19 protein-coding genes are annotated in these 17,738 nt (G+C 67.9%); 4 read left to right on the top strand and 15 right to left on the bottom strand.

The genetic code is table 11. The features are described from left to right. The first annotated feature begins 11 nt into the window (after positions 1-11). The gene (locus ACM608_RS16910; protein WP_419684796.1) at positions 12-1,793 is read left to right on the top strand and encodes a DUF885 domain-containing protein; all 1,782 of its coding nucleotides are present in this window, start codon (positions 12-14) and stop codon (positions 1,791-1,793) included. Here the strand turns inward: ACM608_RS16910 and ACM608_RS16915 are convergent. The 10 genes from ACM608_RS16915 to ACM608_RS16960 form a co-directional block, all read right to left on the bottom strand. Further along, positions 1,781-3,064 carry a calcium-binding protein gene (locus ACM608_RS16915; protein ID WP_419684798.1) on the bottom strand — a complete coding sequence of 428 codons (1,284 nt, stop codon included), beginning with the start codon at positions 3,062-3,064 and terminating at the stop codon, positions 1,781-1,783. The genes ACM608_RS16910 and ACM608_RS16915 overlap by 13 nt on opposite strands. Before the next feature lie 91 nt (positions 3,065-3,155). Beyond that, entirely contained in the window at positions 3,156-3,554 is a 399-nt protein-coding gene (locus tag ACM608_RS16920) for a hypothetical protein (RefSeq protein WP_419684800.1), read from the bottom strand. 59 nt (positions 3,555-3,613) lie between these two features. After that, a complete protein-coding gene (locus tag ACM608_RS16925) occupies positions 3,614-4,003 on the bottom strand; it encodes a hypothetical protein (protein WP_419684802.1) in 390 nt (129 codons plus the stop codon). 221 nt (positions 4,004-4,224) lie between these two features. Then, a complete protein-coding gene (locus ACM608_RS16930; RefSeq protein WP_419684804.1) occupies positions 4,225-4,737 on the bottom strand; it encodes a demethoxyubiquinone hydroxylase family protein in 513 nt (170 codons plus the stop codon). Continuing rightward, on the bottom strand, positions 4,734-5,189 hold the full coding sequence (locus ACM608_RS16935; protein ID WP_419684806.1) for a disulfide bond formation protein B: 456 nt from the start codon (positions 5,187-5,189) through the stop codon (positions 4,734-4,736). The genes ACM608_RS16930 and ACM608_RS16935 overlap by 4 nt, the downstream gene beginning before the upstream one ends. Positions 5,190-5,196: 7 nt before the next feature. Continuing rightward, positions 5,197-6,537, bottom strand: a complete 1,341-nt coding sequence (locus tag ACM608_RS16940; protein WP_419684808.1) for a S41 family peptidase — start codon at positions 6,535-6,537, stop codon at positions 5,197-5,199. Between the two features lie 143 nt (positions 6,538-6,680). Further along, positions 6,681-7,289 (bottom strand): murein hydrolase activator EnvC family protein, encoded by a 609-nt coding sequence (locus ACM608_RS16945; protein ID WP_419684810.1) that lies wholly within the window; start codon positions 7,287-7,289, stop codon positions 6,681-6,683. 303 nt (positions 7,290-7,592) lie between these two features. Beyond that, positions 7,593-8,015: a 23S rRNA (pseudouridine(1915)-N(3))-methyltransferase RlmH gene (locus ACM608_RS16950; RefSeq protein WP_419684812.1), complete on the bottom strand. Its 423-nt coding sequence runs from the start codon at positions 8,013-8,015 to the stop codon at positions 7,593-7,595. Position 8,016: 1 nt separating this feature from the next. Then, positions 8,017-8,337 carry a ribosome silencing factor gene (gene rsfS / locus ACM608_RS16955; protein WP_419685269.1) on the bottom strand — a complete coding sequence of 107 codons (321 nt, stop codon included), beginning with the start codon at positions 8,335-8,337 and terminating at the stop codon, positions 8,017-8,019. A gap of 68 nt (positions 8,338-8,405) precedes the next feature. Further along, on the bottom strand, positions 8,406-9,047 hold the full coding sequence (locus ACM608_RS16960; protein ID WP_419684814.1) for a nicotinate-nucleotide adenylyltransferase: 642 nt from the start codon (positions 9,045-9,047) through the stop codon (positions 8,406-8,408). 87 nt (positions 9,048-9,134) lie between these two features. Here ACM608_RS16960 and ACM608_RS16965 point away from each other — a divergent pair, with 87 nt between their 5' ends. Beyond that, positions 9,135-9,644, top strand: coding sequence for a hypothetical protein (locus tag ACM608_RS16965; protein WP_419684815.1), 510 nt, complete (start codon positions 9,135-9,137; stop codon positions 9,642-9,644). A gap of 40 nt (positions 9,645-9,684) precedes the next feature. On the opposite strand, the gene ACM608_RS16970 is transcribed toward ACM608_RS16965, so the two are convergent. After that, the gene (locus ACM608_RS16970) at positions 9,685-11,544 is read right to left on the bottom strand and encodes an ABC-F family ATP-binding cassette domain-containing protein (RefSeq protein ID WP_419684817.1); all 1,860 of its coding nucleotides are present in this window, start codon (positions 11,542-11,544) and stop codon (positions 9,685-9,687) included. Positions 11,545-11,618: 74 nt separating this feature from the next. On the opposite strand from ACM608_RS16970, the gene ACM608_RS16975 reads away from it, so the two are divergent. Together ACM608_RS16975 and ACM608_RS16980 are read left to right on the top strand one after the other, a co-directional pair. Further along, the gene (locus ACM608_RS16975; protein WP_419684818.1) at positions 11,619-12,062 is read left to right on the top strand and encodes a GreA/GreB family elongation factor; all 444 of its coding nucleotides are present in this window, start codon (positions 11,619-11,621) and stop codon (positions 12,060-12,062) included. Between the two features lie 13 nt (positions 12,063-12,075). Then, positions 12,076-13,848 (top strand): SLC13 family permease, encoded by a 1,773-nt coding sequence (locus tag ACM608_RS16980; RefSeq protein WP_419684819.1) that lies wholly within the window; start codon positions 12,076-12,078, stop codon positions 13,846-13,848. A 3-nt stretch (positions 13,849-13,851) separates the two neighbouring features. Here ACM608_RS16980 and ACM608_RS16985 read toward each other — a convergent pair whose 3' ends face one another. From ACM608_RS16985 to ACM608_RS17000, 4 genes are read right to left on the bottom strand one after another with little or no spacing between them, the layout of a single operon-like run. Beyond that, positions 13,852-15,459, bottom strand: a complete 1,608-nt coding sequence (locus tag ACM608_RS16985; protein WP_419684820.1) for an FAD-dependent oxidoreductase — start codon at positions 15,457-15,459, stop codon at positions 13,852-13,854. A gap of 3 nt (positions 15,460-15,462) precedes the next feature. Further along, a complete protein-coding gene (locus ACM608_RS16990; RefSeq protein ID WP_419684821.1) occupies positions 15,463-16,215 on the bottom strand; it encodes an anti-sigma factor family protein in 753 nt (250 codons plus the stop codon). Then, on the bottom strand, positions 16,208-16,735 hold the full coding sequence (locus tag ACM608_RS16995) for a sigma-70 family RNA polymerase sigma factor (RefSeq protein ID WP_419684822.1): 528 nt from the start codon (positions 16,733-16,735) through the stop codon (positions 16,208-16,210). The genes ACM608_RS16990 and ACM608_RS16995 overlap by 8 nt, the downstream gene beginning before the upstream one ends. A 43-nt stretch (positions 16,736-16,778) precedes the next feature. Further along, positions 16,779-17,651 (bottom strand): peptidylprolyl isomerase, encoded by an 873-nt coding sequence (locus tag ACM608_RS17000; RefSeq protein ID WP_419684823.1) that lies wholly within the window; start codon positions 17,649-17,651, stop codon positions 16,779-16,781. Between the last annotated feature and the right edge of the window lie 87 nt (positions 17,652-17,738).

The following is a 17,738-nucleotide window of genomic DNA, read 5'->3' on the forward strand; positions in this document are numbered from 1 at the left end:
GGAGTTGAGCGATGCGCTGGCTGATCGGGATGGCTCTGGTGATGGCGGGTCCGGCGGCGGCGAGCCCGGCGGACGATTTGGCGGCCGTGATCGCCGATCATTGGCAGTGGACGCTGCGGACCTATCCGACCCTCGCCAGCACGCTCGGCGACCGGCGCTACGACGGCAAGCTGGCGGATCGGAGCGTCGCCGGTATGGCGGCGCAGGCGGGCGAGGCGACGGCGTTGCTGAAGCGGGTGGATGCGATCCCCGAGGCGGGACTGGACGCGACGCAGCGAGTCAACAAGGCTATCCTCCGCCGCCTGCTGGACGAGGCGGTGACCGGCAGCCGCTTTCCCGAGCGAATGGTGCAGTTCAGCAGTTATTCGAGCCCGTGGCAGGAGTTCGCGGGACTGGCGGACGACCTGCCCTTCGCGACCAAGGCGGATTACAGGTCCTATGTCGATCGGCTGAAGGCCTATCCGGCGCAGATGGGGCAGGTGATCGCGACCGGCGACGCCGCGATCACGACGAAGGTGACGCAGCCTTGCGAGACCCTGGGTGGGCTTGCCGGATCGATCTCCGGCCTGATCGCGGAGCCCGAGGCGACACGGTACTATGCGCCGTTCGGCCGCAAGAAGCCGGCGGATGCGAGCGCGGCGGAGTGGGCGGCGCTGCAGACGGAGGGCAGGGCGGCGATCCGCGACGTCGTGATCCCGCAGAACCGCACGCTGCTCGAATGGGCTAATGCACGCTATCTGCCGGCCTGCCGGAAGACGGCGGGCGCTTCGACGCTGCCGGAGGGCGAGGCCTGGTATGCCTGGCGGGTGAAGGTGGAGACGACCACCGAAATGACGCCCGATCAGGTCCATGCGCTCGGCCAGTCCGAGGTGGCGCGCATCCGGGCCGAGATGGACGGGGTCGCGGCGAAAGCGGGCTATCCCTCACGCCAAGCGATGATCGCGAGCATGAAGAGCGATCCGAAGTACTTCGCGAAAACGCCGGAGGAGATGCTGGCGGCGGCGGCGCGGATGGCGAAAATCATCGACGGCAAGATGCCGGCCCTGTTCACGCATCTGCCGCGCTTGCCTTATGGCGTCCGCGCGATCCCGGCAGAGACGGCGGAGGGGACGACCACCGCTTATTATTCGCCGGGCAGCCCCGCCTCCGGCATCGCGGGCAATTACTACGTCAACACCTCCAAGCTGGACCAGCGGCCGCTCTGGGAATTGCCGGCGCTGACCAGTCATGAGGCGGTGCCGGGGCACCATCACCAAATCGCGTTGCAGCAGGAACTCGACCTTCCCGATTTCCGCCGGCACGTCGCCTATTTCACCGCCTTCACCGAGGGTTGGGGCTTGTATTCGGAGCATCTCGGCCTCGACATCGGCCTGTACGACACGCCCGAAAAGGACATGGGGCGGCTGTCCTACGAGATGTGGCGCGCCTGCCGGTTGGTGGTGGACACCGGCCTTCATGCAAAGGGCTGGACCAAGGACCAGGCGGTCGCCTTTATGCGCGACAATTCGGCGCTGACCGACGCGAACATCGACGCGGAGGTGAACCGGTACATCAGCTGGCCGGGACAGGCGCTCGGCTACAAGGTCGGCGAGCTGCGCTTTCGCGCGCTGCGGGACAAGGCGGAGAAGGCGCTTGGCCCCGGGTTCAACCTGCGACGGTTCAACGATGCCGTCGTCGCGCAGGGCAGCGTGCCGATGGACGTGCTTGAGGCGCAGATCGACGGGTGGATCGCAGCGGGAGGGCAAGAAGGCGGCGGGGTGACCGCCGCCTTCGGAGGCCGTCAGCCGAAGTAGAAGTCGGCGGCAACCAGCTTCACGGCAGGGTCGAGGATGACCATGAAGTCGGCCTTCTTGTCGCCGTTGGTGTCGCCGTAGACAAAGGTGTCGCCGCTCTTGATCTCGTAACGGAGTTCGCCCGCGACGCCCTTGAAGGCGGCGGTCCCGACGAAGGCGAAGTCCTGAACGCCCGTCTTCTTGGTGTTGGCGTCATAGCCGGACAAGTCGATCCGGTCCTTCTGCGCGTGGCTGAAGTCGGTGATGTGGTCGGCCGTCTTGCTGGACGTCGTGGTGTCCCCCTTCAGGAAGGCGAAGCGGTCGGCGCCCGATCCGCCGGTCAGCTTGTCAGTGCCTGCGCCACCGGCCAGCGTGTCGTTGCCCTTTCCACCCGACAGGACGTCGTTGCCGGCTAGGCCGAACAGCTTGTTCGCGCCGTCATTACCGATGAGCGTGTTGGCAAGCGTGTTGCCGGTGCCGCTCAGCGCCGCCTTGCCGGTGAGAGTCAGGTGCTCGACATTCGTGGTGAGCGTGAAGTTCACCGCCGCCTTCACGGTATCGGTGCCGGCGCTCTTGGCCTCGACCACCTTGTCCTTGGTCGAATCGACGATGTAGGTGTCGTTGCCCTTGCCGCCGGTCAGCGTGTCAGCGCCCTTGCCCCCATCGAGGATGTTGTTCGCGGCGTTACCGGTGATCGCGTTCGCGGCGATGTTGCCGGTGCCGTTGATCTTGCCCGAACCGGTGAGAGCAAGATTCTCGATATTCGCTGCTAGGCTGTGGGTAACAGACGCCTTGACCGTGTCGGTGCCCTCCTGAGCGTACTCCATGACGCGATCCTTGGCATTGTCCACGATGTAGGTGTCGTTGCCCTTGCCGCCGACCAGCGTGTCCGCGCCGCCCTTGCCGTCCAGCGCGTCGTTGCCCGCGAAGCTCAGGAGAACATCGGCGCCGGCATTACCGGTAAAAGTGTCGTTCCCCTTGAACCCGAGTGCTAGAGCACCCGCGACATCCCCTGCGAAAACGTAGTCGAGGAAGGTCGCGACCGACACCGATGCATTGCTGATCGTATAGAGTTTCACATCGTTATATGTTTCCGACATGCCTGTCAGAGTGCCGCCGGTCGGACCGAACTGATTGTAGGTGAAGTCGGTGCCGAAAAAATCGTTGAACCAGCCCGGGCTGTATTCGATGCGCAGCGCGGTGGAGTTCGCGATGGTTGCGTCCCCGTCAAAATCCAGATTGAAGTCGTCCATATCGAGACCAGCGCGGGTCTCTACCGTAAATTTCGCCATCGTACTGCCCCCCGAATCACATGAACAGAAGGTGGCGATTAGCGCCTTTGTACGTGACGAGCGAGCCAAACTCGTGCCTGAGCACAGATGCTTACGGAATCTCGGCGGCCTCTTTCTTAGCTTGCCGTTGTTCAGCGGCCCATTTCTGGCGGAATTGGCGGTAGCAGCCGGTCTGGCCGCCCGAGCCGACGGGTGAGCAGCTGTCGGGGAGGCCGGCGCGGCTGACCATGTCGAGGGTGGCGGCGCGGTTTACCCAGCCGTCGCTGACGGCGTCCTTCTCCTTGTGTCGGAAGCGCCCGGGGATGCGGTAGCGGTCGCTTTCGGGCAGGCGGGCGCAGACGACGATCTCATCATCGCTGCTTTTGGGGCAGGGATCGTTGCCGAAGACGATCAGGGTGGACATGCGCGCGGCCGGTTCGGCGGGCGGGGCCTCCTCCGCCGGCGCCGGCATGGGCGCGATCAGCAGGGCAACGGCAAGCAGTCTACGCATCACGGACTCCGATCGGATGCGTGGATTGGGGCTGAAAGGATGAATGCGGGTGGAACGGCTTACTTGGCCGAGGCGGCGGTGGTGTTCTGCGCCGGCTGCTTCGCCTCGGCGCGGGCCTGACGCATCAGCTCGGACCAGCAGCCGGTCCAGCCGCCCTGGCCGGAGGCGGAGCAGCTGGCGGCACCGGAGGCACCGACATATTCCAGTTCCGAGGCGCGGGCGGCCCAGGTCTTGTTGGCGACCGATCCTTCGCCGCGCAGTTTTTCGGGGATGCGGTAACGATCACCCTCCGGCTTGCGGGCGCAGACGACGATCTCGCCATCGCCGCTGACCGGGCAGGGATCGGAGCCGAAGACCTCGACATAGCGCTCGATCGCCTGCGCGGCGGCCGGGGCTGGAATTGCCCAAAGCGCGGCGGCGGTGAGGGCGGCGAATGCGAGCGTCTTCATGGATGTCCACCTTGGTCGCGGGTCAAACGATCCAACGCCGCTTCGTCTCCATATTGGGGAGGTGGACATGAAAAGTCACCACCTAAGCCCTCTCCCCTTGTGGGAGAGGGTTGGGAGAGGGGTGCGAGCGCTAGCGAGCGCTGTGCGCGTCGCATTCGGAGGCATCGAGCCTCCTCACGCGAACCCCTCTCCCTAGCCCTCTCCCACAAGGGGAGAGGGAGTTAAATCCGCTTGCTCAGGCCGATCGCGGCGCGGCAGCCGAGGCGGATGGCGGCGGAGAGGAGGGGGTAGACGGGGGCTTGTTCGGCACCCTGGGCGATGGCGGTGTCGCGATGCTCGACCTCCTCCGCCTGGAACTCGGCGATGACCTCGGACAGCTCGGGATCGGTGTTGCCGAGGGCCGTGAGCTGTTCCTCGTAATGACGGTCGATCTCGGTCTCGATCGCGGCGGTGCAGGCCATCGCCGCCTTGGGTCCGATCAGCGCGGTGGCGGCGCCAAGGGCGAAGCCGGCGGCGTTCCAGAGCGGGTGGAGCGCGGTCGGGCGGACCCCGCGTTCGGCGATCATGCGATCGAAGCGGAGGCGGTGGCGCTCCTCCTGCGCGGCCATGCGGGCGATGGTGCGGGCGATCGGGTGACGATCGCCGAGGACCGCCATCTGCCCGGCATAGATACGGGTCGCGCCGAACTCACCCGCCTGATCGACGCGCAGCATGGCGTCTGGTGTCTCGGTCATGCCCGGCTGAGCCTCCACAGGATCAGGAGGGCGAACGGGATCGAGACGATCGCGTTCCATCCGGCGAGCGAGATGCCGAACAGGTCCCAGGGCGCGGTGTCGCAGCGGATCGTGGGGGTGGCCATGATCTCCTTGAGGAAGTCCGCGCCGCTTGCGGCCGGGGCGGTGGCGGCGCAGCGGGTCAGGCCTTCCCACCAGCGATATTCTACACCGGCATGGAAGACGCCGATCGCGCCGCTGATCAGGATGGCGGTTGCCGCCAGCGCCACAAGCGCCCGCTTCGGCACGGCGAAGGCGAGGAGTGCCAAGGCGATGGCCGCGAAATGCGGGTAGCGTTGCCACCAGCACATCTCGCAAGGGGGATAGCCGCTGAACTGGAAGGCATAAGCCCCCGCGACCAGCGCCAGCGGCACGGCGAGCGCCAGCGCGCGGGCTTGGCCGAACCGGGTCACGGGACCGTTACGGGCGGGCGGCAGTCTTGCCGACGGCGGCGCTGCGCACGCCGGTGCTGGCAAGGCGGCTGATCGTCGAGACGGCGTAGTCGAGCTGGAAGTCCTTCACGCCCTTCTTCTCCAGCTCGGCCGCGGTGGCGGCGAAGCGGGGATCGGGCTTGTCGTCCGACTGCAGGATCTTGTCGTCCACCTTCGCCTCGTTGATGAGGTGGCGGCGCAGGTCCGCCTCACGCAGGACGGGGCGGGTCTTGTAGTCGGGGTCGTTCAGCTGCGGCACGGCGATGTCCGGCGTCACGCCACCTTCCTGCACCGATCGGCCCGAGGGCAGATAATAACGCGCGGTGGTGAGGCGGAGCGCGGTGTCCTCGCTGAGCGGGAGCAGCGTCTGCACCGATCCCTTGCCGAAGCTCTGTTCGCCAAGGACAAGGGCGCGGCGCTGGTCCTGGAGCGCGCCCGCGACGATCTCGGCGGCGGAGGCGGAGCCGCTGTCGACCAGCACGACCACCGGCAGGCCACGGGCGAGGTCACCGGGGCGGGCGTAATAGCGTTCGATATCCGCCTTCTCACGCCCGCGCTGCGACACGATCTCGCCGTGATCGAGGAACACGTCGCTGACGTCGATCGCCTGGTCGAGCAGGCCGCCGGGATTGGACCGCAGATCGACGACATAGCCGAGCACATTGCCGCCGGTTGCCTTGTCGATGCCGGTGATCGCGGCGCGGACCGAGTCGCCGGTGCTCTTGTTGAAGGTGTTGATGTTTATGATGCCGACGTTCTGCTTCACCTCCCACTTCACCGGCTTCAGCGAGATCAGCTCCCGCTTCAGGGTGACGTCGAAGGGCTTGTCGCGTCCGGGGCGGACGATGGTGAGCTTGATGTCGGTGCCGGGCGCGCCCTTCATCTGCGACACCGCCTCGTCCAGCGTGCCGCCGTAGAGGAGCTTGCCGTTCAGATGGGTGATGTAGTCGCCTGCCTTGACGCCGGCGCGATAGGCGGGCGTGTCCTCGGTCGGCGCGATGACCTTGACCGCGCCGTCCTCCATCGAGACCGAAAGGCCGATCCCGCCATAGGCACCGTCGGTCTGCGTCTTCAGCGTGTCGAAATCCTTGACACCAAGATAGGAGCTGTGGGGATCGAGGCTGGCCAGCATCCCTTCGATCGCGCCGTCGATCAGCTTGTTGTCATCGACCTTGTCGACATATTGCGCGCGCACCCGCTCGAACACGTTCATGAAGCGATCGAGGTCGCGATAGGCCGCGACGTCGGTCGCGGCGAGGCCGGCGGTGGTCGCGGGGATCAGGGCGACGGCGGAAACCAGCGCGATGGCGCGGAGCGGCAGACGGATCATTCCGGGCACTTTCTACAGAGTCTCCGCGAGATACAAGAGTTTGGGTTGGGGTGACAGCCCATCACAACGCCGTTCGCCCTGAGCTTGTCGAAGGGCCAGCGCTGGGGCTTCGACGGGCCCAACCCGAACGGGGTGGGCGATGGTTATGCTCCCGCCATCGTGAGCGCGTCATAAGGCTGGCCACGGCGGCGGAGTTCGACGGTGACGAGGCTATCGGCCGGCCCTGCATAACCGATGGTGTCGCCGCCGTGGACGCGCATGCCGACCTTCACCGCGGTGCGAGTGAGACCGGAGACGGTGCTGGTCCAGCCATGGCCGTGGTCGACGATGACCACGAGGCCGTAGACGCCGAAATTGCCGGCGAAGCGAACCCGGCCGCCGGCGGGCGCGACGACCGGGCTGCCCGCCTCCGCCATGATCGAAGGGCCGCGTGCGACGGCACCGCTGGGCAGTTCCTCGCCGAAGCCGGTGACGATCACGCCGGCGACCGGGAGGCGGTAGAGCGGCTGGCGGGCGGGAGCGCGGGGGAGCTGCGCTGTCTTGAGCGCGATCGCCTTCTCGACGCCAGAGCGGAGCAGGCGGAGATGGGCGAGGTCCGCGGCGGAGCGGGCGTGGAGATAGGAGAGCCAAGGGGTGGCGCGGCTCCATGCGACCAATGCGGCAACGGTGCGGGAGGGGTCTTCCTGCGCCAACGCAGGGGTGGCGAGGTGGCCGGCGACGGCGACGGCGACCGCAAGTTCCTTAAGCCTCAAACTCCACATCCGTTCGCACTGAGCTTGTCGAAGTGCTGCGCTTCTAGCGCGCTGGGCGGGGAAGGACAGTGCTTCGACAGGCTCAGCACGAGCGGCGTTCCGATGGGTCGTGAGCGGTCGGAAGTTGTGGAAGTTGCGGCTCGGTGCGCGCTTTTGGCCTCCTTGCGGCAGGGAAGCGGCGGGTTTGCGCCACCGACGCGGCAGTTGCGCGGCACTGGTGAACTTGGGCGGGCGAACTGAGGCATTCGCGAGGGTGAAGCAGAAAAGGGGGCTGTAGGACAGCATGACGGAGGGTAGGCGTTGCTAACCCTCCCGATGATACGGGTGACCGGCGAGGATGCTGGTCGCGCGCCAGAGTTGTTCGGCGAGCATGGCGCGGGCGAGCATATGGGGCCAGGTGGCGGCACCGAAGGAGAGGAGGAGATCGGCCTTGTTACGATCTGCTTGATCGTGGCCGTCGGCGGCGCCGATCAGGAAGCGCGCCTCTCGTCGGCCATCATCGCGCCAGCGGCCGAGCTTGTCCGCGAAGCTGGTTGAAGGAAGGGACTGGCCCTTCTCGTCGAGGACGATGAGGACGCTGTTGCCCTCCATCGCGGGCATTTTGCCGCCGGTGTCGGGCAACTCGGTCACGCGGACGGGCCAGGCGATCCGCTTCAGGTAACGATCGACCAGATCGCCTTCCGCGCTGCGGCCGATGCGGCCGCGCGCGACGATGTGGAGGAGCAAGCTACTGGACGGCGGTGGGCGCGGGCGCCTCGCCGAAGTTCCACATACGCTCGAGATTGTAGAAGCTGCGCACCTCCGGCCGGAAGAGGTGGACGATCACGTCGTCGGCGTCGATCAGCACCCAGTCGGCGGTCGGCAGCCCTTCGATGCGGACGTTACGGCCCAGCTCGCGCTTGATGCGGTCGGCAAGCTTCTGCGCCATCGACGCGACCTGACGGGTCGAGCGGCCGGAGGCGATGACCATATGGTCGGCGATGGTCGACTTGCCGGCGAGCGGGATCGAGACCAGTTCGACCGCCTGATCGTCGTCGAGCGAGCTCATCACGATATCGTGCAGCTTTTCCGAGGGATCGTCAGAATGGGCAATGGGCTGGGCTGAGCCTGACAAGGTCAATCCTTCATGTGGAGGAGGGTGCGGCGCGTCACGGCGTCGCGGGGGGTGGAACGAGAGAATGCGAGATGCCAGTCGGGATGGGCCGCGCGAAGCCGCGTGGCGGAGCCGGGGTCAGGAGGCGAGCGCAACATCACGAGCGCAGGCGGTCTCCGTTTGGTCCAACATCCTCTCTCGACTGCAGGCCGGACGAAGCGCCGCAGCCAGCCCATCGCCACCGAGCGTCGGGCTGCCGCATCATAACCCGGACGGGGGAAAACGGCAATCGGAACCATCCGCGCGATCCGCCGCCAGTCCTTCCAGCGGTGAAACTGCGCCAGATTGTCCGCGCCCATCAGCCAGATGAAGCGGCGGTGGGGATAGCGGCGGGTGAGCTTGGCCAGCGTCTCGGCGGTGTAGCGTGTGGCGAGTCGCGCCTCGATCGCGGTGGCGCGGATGGGGGCACCGCGCGCCATGCTGCGTGCGGAGGCCAGGCGCGCGGCGAGCGGGGCCATGCCCTTTTGTGGCTTCAGCGGGTTGCCAGGGGACACGAGCCACCAGACCTCATCCAGTTCGAGCGCGCGGATGGCGTGGAGGGTGATGCGGCGGTGGCTGCGGTGCGCGGGGTTGAACGAGCCGCCTAGGAGGCCGGTGGGGATCATGGCCCCGCCTCGCACGAGGCGGCGGTTTTGTGAAGGCGCGGTTTGGTCCTAACCTCGCTCACACGAATCGAACAGGGGAGTGCGGAGATGAGGGGTTTGGCGCTGGCGATGCTTGGCCTGCTGACAACGACGTCGGCGATGGCGGGTGAGGTCGAGACGTTCCTCAGGACCACGAGCGTGACGGATGTCGATGCGGCGGCGCTGACCGCGCGCTGCACGGCGGCGGAGACGCTGGCGCGGCGGCTGAAAGGCGAGCTGGAGGGGCACAAGGGCGCGGCCACGGTCGCGAAGGACTTCGCGGCTTACGATCGGCTGGTCTGGCAGGTGTCGAACATCGCGGGCGAGATGTCGCTGATCAGCGAGACCGCGCCGGCCAAGGATGCGGAGCCGGCGGTCGCCTATACGCTGTCGCGCGCGCTGCTCGGCTACCGCCTGTCGGGGGTCGACAAGGATGCGGCGACGTGGGCGAAGGCGGTGCTGAACGCGGGCAGCACGATGAGCGCGGACGATCTGGTGAAGACGTTCCTCGGCCGGCCGTGGACGCCGGACGCGCTGCGCGACCAGCTGAAGCCGCTGCCGGTGCCGGAGAAGCGGTAGTTCCCTCTCCTCAATCCTCTCCCGCAAGGGGGAGAGGAGGTCAGGCGGCTACCTGCTCCAGAGCCTCGCTCGCTTCCATCCAGCGGGCTTCGGCGTCGTCCAGCTTGCTCTGCAGCGCGGCGCGCTGGCGGCTGAGGTCGCCCATCGACAGCTTGGCGAAGCGGGGTTCGGCGGTCGAGGGGTCGAACATCGCGCGGTCGATGGCGTTGCGGTCGGCGGTGAGCTTCGCGGTCTCCGCCTCCAGATCCTTGATCGTCTTGCGGAGGGTCTGCTGCTTTTCGCGCGCGGCCGCCGCCGCCTTCTTGTCGGTCTTGGCCGCCTTTGAACCGCCGCTCGCCTTGTCGCCCTTCAGGATGAAGGCGACATAGTCGTCGAGGCTGCCGTCATATTCGCGTGCCGTGCCCTCATCGACCAGCACGAGGCGGTCGGCGGTGAGTTCGACCATGTGGCGGTCGTGGCTAACCAGAAGGACCGCGCCGGTATAGTCGTTGAGCGCCTGCACCAAGGCCTCGCGCGCATCGACGTCGAGGTGGTTGGTCGGCTCGTCGAGGATCAGGAGATGCGGCGCGTCGCGGGTGATGAGGGCAAGGGCGAGGCGCGCCTTTTCGCCGCCCGACATCTTGCCGACCTTGCCGGTCGCGCGCTCGCCCGAGAAGCCGAAGCGGCCGAGCTGGGCGCGGACGGCCGCGGGGGTGGCACCCTTCATCACCCGGGTCATGTGTTCGAGCGGCGTGTCGTCAGAGTCCAGTTCCTCGACCTGGTACTGGGTGAAATAGCCGACCTTCATCTTGCCGCTGGCGGTCATGTCGCCGTCCATCGGCGTCAGCTGCGCGGCGAGGAGGCGGGCGAGGGTGGTCTTGCCGTTGCCGTTGCGGCCGAGGAGCGCGACGCGATCGTCCGGGTCGATGCGGAGGTTGAGCCGCTTCAGGATCGGGGTGTCGCCATAACCGACCGAGGCGAGATCGAGCGTGATGAGCGGAGGCCTGAGTTCGGTCGGGTTGGGGAAACCGAAGGACAGGGTCGGGTCCTCCGCCGCCGAGGCGATCGGCTGCATCTTGGCCAGCATCTTGGCGCGGCTCTGCGCCTGCTTGGCGGTCGAGGCGCGGGCGGAGTTGCGGGCGACATAGTCCTGCAGCTTCGCGCGCTGCGCCTCCTGATTGGCGCGGGCGGCGGCGAGCTGGGCGAGGCGCTCGGCACGCTGCCGCTCGAAGCTGTCATAGCCGCCGGTGTAGAGCGTGATCTTGCCGCCCTGCAGGTGCAGGATGTGATCGACGATGTTGTTGAGGAAGTCGCGCTCGTGACTGACGACCACGATCGTCGCGGGGTAGGTCTTGAGAAAGTCCTCCAGCCACATCACCGCTTCGAGATCGAGGTGGTTCGACGGCTCGTCGAGGAGGAGCAGGTCCGGCTGCGAGAAGAGGAGCGCGGCGAGCGCCACGCGCATCTTCCACCCGCCCGAGAAGCTGTCGAGCGGGCGCTGCTGCATGTCGCTGTCGAAGCCGAGGCCTGAGAGGATCGTTCCGGCGCGCGCGGGGGCGGTATAGGCATCGATCGCGATCAGCCGCTCGTAGATGTCGCCGAGCTTGTCGGGATCGGTCTCCGTCTCGCTTTCGATCATCAGGCGGGCACGTTCGGTATCCGCCTCCAGCACGGTATCGAAGGGCGTCTTCTCGCCCGAGGGTGCCTCCTGCGCGATATAGCCGATGCGGGCGCCGCGCGGCATTTCGGCGGCGCCGCCATCCGGCTCCAACTGGCCGGCGATGACGCGGACGAGGGTCGACTTGCCCGCACCATTACGGCCGATCAGGCCGACGCGGCTGCCGGGCGGGAGCGCGGCGGAGGCCGCGTCGAGGATCGTGCGCCCGCCGAGGCGGACGGTGATGCTATTGAGGTTCAGCATGGCGCGCGCCTATCACTTTCCCATCGCATCCGAAACCGCACCCGCGCGTTGCCATGCGGTCGAGGAGATGTGCCGTGAGCGTGGCGTTCAGGCGTGAGAGTGACGAGGAACATCTCGAGCCCCGGTTCGAGCTGCCGATCCCGCCCGGCCCCAATCTGGTCACGCCGCGCGGGCTTGCGCTGATGAAGGCGCAGGTGTCGCGGCTGGAGGGTATCGCCAGCCCGAGCGACGAGGAGAAGCGCGACCTTCGCTATTGGCGGACCCGACTGGCGACGGCGGAGATCGCGCCCGACTCGCCGGCCGACGAGGTGGCGTTCGGATCGACGGTGAAGCTACGCCTGAACGGACAGGTGCGGACGCTGACCCTGGTCGGCAGCGACGAGGCGGATCCCGCCAATGGCCTCCTCGCCTTCACCTCGCCGATCGCCCAGGCCCTGATCGGCGGCTACGCCGGCGAGGCGGTCGGCTTCGACGGGCGGCAGATCGACATCCTTTCCATCGAAAGCGGCGACCGTTGAGCATCGCCGCCGGGTGACGGCCGACCAGATCCTGTCCGTCGCCATTCTCGTGGGGATGATGGGCCTCTTCATCTGGGGCCGGCTGCGCTACGATCTCGTGGCAATTCTGGCCCTGCTCGCATCCTTGCTGGCGGGGACGGTGAAGCCGAAGGAGGCGTTCACCGGGTTCAGCGACGATATCGTCATCATCGTGGCGAGCGCGCTGGTGGTCAGCGCGGCGGTGGCGCGATCGGGCGTGATCGAACTGGCGCTCTCCAAGCTGGCCGGGCGGGTCACGCGGGTGCGGACGCAGCTCCTGCTGCTGGCCGGCTCCGTCACCTTCCTGTCGGCGATGGTGAAGAATATCGGCGCGCTTGCCATGCTGATGCCCGCCGCGCTCAAGATGGCGAAGAAGTCGGAAGTGTCGCCCTCCGCCTTCCTGATGCCGATGTCCTTCGGGTCGCTGCTGGGCGGGTTGATCACGCTGGTCGGCACGTCGCCCAACATCATCGTGTCGCGGGTGCGGGAGGAGATGACCGGCCAGCCCTTCGGCATGTTCGACTACACGCCGGTGGGGCTTGGCCTTTCCGTCATGGGCCTGATCTTCCTGCGCTTCGGCTATCGCCTGCTCCCGCGTGACCGGCGTGGTCCGGCGCAGATGGGCGAGGCGTTCAACATCGAGGCGTATACGACCGAGGCGCGCGTCACCGAGGACAGCGCGATCGCGGGCAAGACGGTGGCCGAGTTCCGCGCCGCCAGCGAGGAGGTGGAGATCACCTCCATCCTGCGCCATCGCGGCGACCGCGTCCTGCCGACCGAGGCCACTATATTCGAAGCCGGCGACACGCTGATGATGAAGGGCGATCCCGACGCGCTGGAGCGGGCGATCGTCGATGCCGACCTGACGCTGGAAGGGCAGGACCGCAGCACGGTGACCGACACCGCCGCCGACGACATCGGCGTGGTCGAGGCGGTGGTGACGGGCGACTCGCTGCTGATCAACCGTGCCGCCGGGCGGATGGCGCTGCACGACCGCTACGGGGTCAACCTGCTGGCGATCTCGCGATCGGGCGAGCGGCTGGACCGGCGGCTGCGCGACACGCAGCTGCGCGCCGGCGATGTGATCGTGCTGCAGGGTCCTTTGGACATCCTGCCGGAGCAGATCGCCGCGCTCGGCTGCCTGCCGCTCGCCGAGCGCTCGCTGCGGCTGGGGGGCATGCGCAAGCGGCTCCTGCCGCTCGGTATCTTGGCGGCGGCGATGGCGCTGACCGCCATGGGCGTCGTTCCGGTGGCTGTCGCCTTCTTCACGGCGGCCGGGCTGATCATGATAACCGGCGCCCTGCCGCTGCGTGCCGCCTATGAAGCGATCGAGTGGCCGATCCTGATCATGCTCGGCGCGCTGATCCCGGTCAGCGAAGCGCTGCAGAAGACCGGCGTGACCGACATCATCGCCAACTGGCTGTCGGCGACGGCGGTGATGCTGCCGCCCTGGGGGGCGGTCGCGCTGATCATGGTCGCGGCGATGGCGGTGACGCCGTTCCTGAACAATGCGGCGACGGTGCTGGTGATGGCGCCGATCGCGGCGACCTTCGCCAACGATATCGGATTGAAGCCGGAGGCGTTCCTGATGGCGGTGGCAGTCGGCGCGGGATGCGATTTCCTGACGCCCATCGGCCACCAGTGCAACACGCTGGTGATGGGTCCGGGCGGGTACAAGTTCGGCGATTATGCCCGTCTGGGCGCGCCGTTGTCGGCGATGGTGGTGCTGGTGGGCGTGCCGCTGATCCTGGCTTTCTGGCCGGTCTAGGCCTCATGCCGCGCTGCGCCGCTGCTGTCGGCGGGCGATGGTGTCGGCGGTGCGGAGCGCCAGGGCGACGATGGTGAGCGTCGGGTTCGCCCAGCCGCCGGTCGGGAAGAGTGAACTGCCGGCGACATAGAGATTGCCGATGCCGTGGACGCGGCCGTCGCCGTCGGTGACGCCGGTCCGCGGATTGCCCGACATGCGGGTGGTGCCGATATGGTGGTAGCCGCCGATCGGGTGAGCGCTGATCAGCGGATCGGTAACCCATTGCTGCGCTGGATCGGAGAGCCAGGACGCCGCCTCGACACGGCCCTTGCCGCTTGCCGCAAGCGCGCGGTCGAGCGCGGCGAGGAGGCCGGCGACGCTGTGCACGTCGAGCGCGGAGGTGCGCCAGTCGAGCACGGCGCGCGGCATTCCCGCCGCATCGCGGTCTTTGGACAAAGTGACGCGGCTGTCCGGGTTGGGCGCCTGTTCGCCACGGACCACCAGGGCGATGTCGAGCACGCCCGCCTTGTTGAGGATGTACGGGCGCAGGGGATCGCTGTAGCGTTGCAGCCAGCCGACCGCGCGTTTCGTCGCCTTCCACAGATTGCGGCCGAGGCGGTTGGGGTCGGTCCTGTGCTTGGCGCGGAGATAGAGGCGCATTCCCAGGCTCTCGCGGCCATCCGCCGGACGGCGGCCGGCGATGGTGAGCGAGGTGTTGAGCAGACCCTCCCGCTCTTGCAGCGCGGCCGAGGGGGCGATGAGTGCGGCGGCGGTGCCGTTCGCGAGGCGGTGCTTGGCGAAGGCGCGGAGCAGCGCCATCGCGTCGCCGCCGACGATCCGGCCGCCACGCGCATGGGGATGCTCCATAAAATAGCGGCCGACCTGATCGTGGCCGTTGCCGAGGCCTGCGGGCACGACCGAGTTGGATGCGAGGAGGAGGCGCGCGTTCTCGATCCCGCCGGCGGCGAGGACATAATCACGCGCCTCGACCCGCAGTCGCCGACCGCCGAGCGAGCGGACGTCGAGCGCGGCGATGCCGGTGCCGGAATGTTCGGCGAGGATCTCGCGGACATTGGCGTGGGTGAAGACGGTCATGCGCGGATGATCGATCAGCCCTCGCCAGCGGCTGAAGGAGAAGCGGTCGAACTGCTCGTCGAAGCCCCAGCAGGGGGTGACGAGATCGCGGCCGAGATCGGGCATGGCGATGCCGGCGGCGGCGAGGTCGGCGGCGCGGGGCATCCGCCCGGGCAGGCCGAAACGCTCCCGCGCCTCGGCATAGAAGGGGGCGATCGTCTCATAGCCGAAGGGCCAGCCGGAATGCGGGACCCAGTTGCGGCGTGCGAAATCGATCGGATCGAGTTCCGAGCAGCGGCCGCCCCAGATCGCGGTGGTGCCGCCGAACATGCGCAGACGGGCATGATCGAGCGGGTAGTAGTCGAGACCGGCATTCTCGCCCGCGTTGAGCGCGGCCGACGCGCCTTCGTAGTCGATGCCACCGCTTTCGAGCAGCACGACGCGCAGGCCGGCCTCGATCAGCCGGTCGGCAAGCGAGATGCCGGCAGCACCCGCGCCGATGACGGCGACATCGGCCTGAACGCGGTCAGGCCCGCCCTTCCCAAGATCGATGTGCATTCGTCAGAGTGCCTGATTGTCCGCAAGGTCGTCGGCCGCGACGTCCAGCGCCTCGGGCGCCTCGATGCCGGTCAGCGCATAGGAGGTGCTGCCCGTACGCCAATAGGCGACGGACTTGTCGCCATGCCGCATGGTGACGGGCGAGGTCGGTGCATCGCTGTGGGCGTGGACGGCGAAGATGGAGATCGGGCGATCCGTCGGCGTGCGGACCATGATCTGCAGTGCGGGCCCCTCGTCCGAGGGGAAGATCTGCACGTCGGTGATCGTCCATTCGGCCGGCAGGCGCGGGATGCGGATGCTGGTCCGGCGCATGATGTCCGGCGCGTCGAGGCTGACCGTTTCGACCTGGGAGACCATCGCACGGCGGAGGAGGCCGGTCTGGTAGGCCTGCACGGCGTCCGCGACATAGGCGGGCGGGTTGGCCTGAACCGCCGGGATCGGGACCATGGTAACAGCGAGAGCGGCGGCGGCGGCAAACACGGCAGCGCCTCCGGCCGGGCGGCGCCACAGGCTCAGCCTGCGGCGTTCGAGCTTGCGGGTCAGGCGCTGCGCGAGCGTGGTGTCCGGTTGGCGCGCCTCGCCCAGCGCCCCGTCGAGGAGCATGCGCAGGCCGGTGCGATTGCCGGCGTCGCGCATCATCCGCGCCGCCTCGGCCGGATGGGCGGCGAGATAGGTCTCGACGGCGAGGCGGCGGCTGAGGTCCAGCTCATCATCGACATAGGCGTCGATCTCGGCCTGAGCGATGCTTTCAGCCATCGTCGCGGCCCTGGACGAGGCGCAGTTTGCCCCGGCCGGTCTCCTCCGGCTCGCGGAGCTGGGCGCGGGCGCGGCTGAGGCGCGACATGATCGTGCCGATCGGCACCTCCAACGCGGCGGCGGCCTCGGCGTAGCTCAGCCCCTCGACTGCGACGAGATGAAGGGTGGCGCGCTGCGTTTCGGGCAGTTCGGCGAAGCGGGCGGCGAGTTCGCGCAGGCGGACGGCCTGTTCCTGATCGCCGTCCACCGCCTCGCTCTGGATCTCCGCAAAGGCGGTGTCGCGCCGCTGCTGCGCGCGTTCGCGACGCAGGCCGCTCACGAACGAATTGTGGACGATGCTGAGCAGCCAGCTGCGCAGCGACCGCCCGGTCCGGAACGTATCCGCCTTTTCGAAGGCGCGCAGCAGCGTGTCGTGGACGAGATCGTCGGCGGTATGGCGATCGCGTGTCAGCACCAGCGCATAGCGCCGCATGCTGCCGAGATGCGGCACCACGTCGAAATCGTCCTCGGTCATTGCCATGCGCCGTCTACGCCCGACGGCGCGATATTATTCCGTGCTGGTTCTACGGCGCAGGGCGGGTGGGGACGGGAGCGTTGCAGATGTCCACCGCGCCGGCCGCTCGGATGTAGAAGCCGTCGCCGCGATTGGCGCGGGCGTGGAGGTAGGTGGCGAAGGTGCGGGTGTCGGTCGCAAGCAGCTGATAACGCGGACGTTCCGACGCGGGCATGTCGCTGGCGAGGCGGGCGCGGGTAATTCCGGTGTTCTCCCTCGGGTCGGCGTAGCAGCCCATCTCGGCCGTGCCGCGCGGCAGAGCGGAGAGCGCGTCCATGCCGTCGATCACCCGGCCGACCAGTGCGATGTTGCGATCGAGGTTGCGGGGCGCGTGGCCGATGACGGTGTAGAGTTCCGCGCCGGTGCCGGTATCCGGCGGCATGTCGCGGCCGACGCCGACCATGCCGTAGCAATGGGGAAGCCAGGCGCTCTTCCCGTCGCTCGCGACCGGCCATCCGCCTGCGAAGCCGGCGGTCTTCGCATAGCTGTCGGGCGAGCCGAGTGGGGTGATCTTCAGGCCCTCGAGTGGGCGTTCGTATTCGGCCGGCGGGGTCGGTGTGACGCCTGCCGGAGCGGGCCGCTTCGGGTCGGCACCGCCCCATTGTGTGACGTAATTGTCCTGCACGCGGATGATGGCGTTGCTGTCGAACCAGCCTCCACGCACCAGCGCGCGGATGTTGGCGATGTGGACCGGCGCGAACGCGGGGGCGAGAGCGATCACCACGCGGCGACCGCTGGCGAGGTCCATGACCATCAGGTCGTCGGCCGGAATGTCGCGCCAGTCGGCGGCGGGTGCGGCGGCGACGATCTCGGACGGGGTCTTCGCCGGCGCGGCCAGAGCGGGTGTAGCGAGGGTGAAGGCGAGGGCGAGGAGAGTGCGCATGAGACGGGTGTGCCATCACCGGCGATCCGGCGAAAGGGACGGTTATGGGCGCAATGGAACGATCCTCGGCCTCCTGCCTTTACCCCT

The organism is Sphingomonas sp. ID0503 (assembly GCF_048565625.1).
Taxonomy (GTDB): domain Bacteria; phylum Pseudomonadota; class Alphaproteobacteria; order Sphingomonadales; family Sphingomonadaceae; genus JBLZUR01.